Annotated in this window: 3 protein-coding genes; 1 reads left to right on the top strand and 2 read right to left on the bottom strand. The window is 64.3% G+C overall.

What is annotated here, in order from left to right:
* The coding region (locus HX846_RS35735; protein WP_178967297.1) for an alpha/beta hydrolase at positions 1 to 473 on the bottom strand (473 nt) is incomplete at its 3' end.
* Between the two features lie 96 nt (positions 474 to 569).
* On the opposite strand from HX846_RS35735, the gene HX846_RS35730 reads away from it, so the two are divergent.
* On the top strand, positions 570 to 1,049 hold the full coding sequence (locus HX846_RS35730; RefSeq protein ID WP_087695027.1) for a VOC family protein: 480 nt from the start codon (positions 570 to 572) through the stop codon (positions 1,047 to 1,049).
* Positions 1,050 to 1,062: 13 nt separating this feature from the next.
* Here HX846_RS35730 and HX846_RS35725 read toward each other — a convergent pair.
* Positions 1,063 to 2,123: GGDEF domain-containing protein (locus HX846_RS35725; RefSeq protein WP_178967296.1), on the bottom strand; the 1,061-nt coding region annotated here is incomplete at its 5' end.

Genomic DNA, 2,123 nt, shown 5'->3' with positions numbered 1-2,123 from the left:
TTCAGCACATGCCGGTAGGTGGCCATACAGTCATCGAGTGCCGCCGGGTACGGATGGTCAGGCGGCATGCGGTAGTCCACGCCGTAGCAGGTCAGGTTGTGCAGGTCGGCGTGCTTGCCGGCGGCGAGGCGGGCGTTTTCGCCGCCGCCGAACACCAGGGCGCCGCCGTGCAGGTCGATATAGGCGAACTCGGCCCCGTATGCCGGCGTCGCCTGGTACACGGTGGCGTCTTCCACGGTGAATGTCTCAACGTGGTCTGCCGTCTGTCCCGCCTGGGACGCCGCGTACTGTTGGGCAACTGCGGCCTGCATGCGGCGCCAGCCAGTGTGGTCATCGGGTGCGGGCAGGGTGTACAGGCTGTTCAGCGGCACGCCATCGGCGTTCACCATGCGTTGCAGCATCGCCTGGGCCTCGGGGCTGATGGACCGCGGAGCCGGGATGATTCGCGGGTCGATCCTTACACCATTACTCATTCTCTGCACCGTTTGGGTTCATGTCAGGACGCGAACGCATTCTTGTCGGTAGCGGTACTACACTGCAAGTCCGAACCTCCACGCTGGAGAACACTCATGCTCAGCAAAAACACGGTGTGCCTTTGGTACGACGGCAGTGCACTGGACGCTGCCAACTTCTACGCCAGGACCTTCCCGGACAGCGCAGTGACCGCGGTCCATCACGCCCCCGGGGATTATCCGGCGGGCAAACAGGGCGATGTGTTGACCGTGGAATTCACCGTCATGGGTATTCCTTGCCTGGGGCTGAACGGCGGCTCCGGCGTGCAGCACAACGAGGCGTTCTCGTTCCAGGTGGCCACCGACGACCAGGCGGAAACCGACCGCTTGTGGCACGCGATTGTCAGCCATGGCGGCCAGGAAAACGTCTGCGGCTGGTGCCAGGATAAATGGGGGGTGAGATGGCAGATTACCCCGCGTGTACTGAGCGCGGCGATCACCCACCCCGACCCGGCAGCGGCCAAGCGGGCGTTTGATGCGATGATGGGGATGACCAGGATTGATATTGCGGGGATTGAGGCGGCGCTCAAAGGTTGATGCACCGATTGAGTCAATCGGCGCCCACCGCAGTCCGGTCCACCAGACGAATACGGTTGCGTCCGCCACGCTTGGATTCATACAGCGCCGCGTCGCCTTGCTCGATCAAGGCCGCGAGGCTGGCGGGCGGCGTGTCGAACAGGCTGGCGCCGATGCTCAATGTCACCGCTTCGGGCGTGGCGAACGCCTGCGAGGCAGCCTGATGAAACTGTTCGCGCAGGGCGCTGCCCAGCGCGACAATGCGCGCGTTCGAGGTGTCGTTAAGCAGGATCACGAACTCGTCGCCACCCAACCGCGCCGCCAGCGAATCATCGGGCAACTGCGCGCGAATCATCTCGCTCAGGGCCACCAGCAGCCGGTCGCCCGCGGTATGGCCGTACAGGTCGTTGATCAGCTTGAAATTGTCGATGTCGATCAACAGCAGGGCACCCGGCCGGGCCTGCGAGACCTCGCTCAGCAGGTTCGGCGCGCGCATTTCAAGGGCGCGGCGGTTATACAGCGCGGTCAACGGGTCGCGGGCGGCCAACCGTGCAATCTGTTCCTCACGGCGGTAGCGCTCGGTGCCGGTCATCGACAATGCAATCAGCATGATCGCCATGGCGCCTTCCACCAGCGACACCTGAATGATCTCGCCACGAAACGCCGTCAGGTCGATCAGTGTCCCCGGCACGATCGCCACCAGCGACTTGGCCAGATAGAACAGCCCGTGGGCCAGCAGCACATAGCGCAGTTGCACCGCGCCCACGCTGAGTGATCGGCCATGGGGGCGCAACAGGAAACTGGCCCGCAGGGTCGGCAGGGCAACCAGCAGCGAGTTGGCCAGCAGCATGGCCCTGGACCACGACTGTCCTTCCGGCAACAGCAGCATGGCAAACCAGGCCACGAACATCAGGTACCAGGCGCGAGACAGGCGCACCTGGGTGAAACGCGCAACGCCCAGCAGGAACAGCCAGTGGGCGGTGATCAGCAACCCGTTGGCGAACCAGATGCCGATCAACAGCAGGCCGCTGGCCCGCAACAGCGCCAGGGTGCTGCCCACGCTGATGATGGCGAAACCGGCGGTCCAGTACAGCA

It is taken from the genome of Pseudomonas sp. K5002 (assembly GCF_013386655.1).
Classification (GTDB): Bacteria; Pseudomonadota; Gammaproteobacteria; order Pseudomonadales; family Pseudomonadaceae; genus Aquipseudomonas.
The sequence above is the reverse complement of the archived record's forward strand: the minus strand, read 5'-3'. Positions and strand labels throughout refer to the sequence as shown.

Bases quoted from the DNA above. Each gene is read 5' to 3' on its own strand.
- HX846_RS35730 (WP_087695027.1), top strand. From the start codon at position 570: ATGCTCAGCAAAAACACGGTGTGCCTTTGGTACGACGGCAGTGCACTG.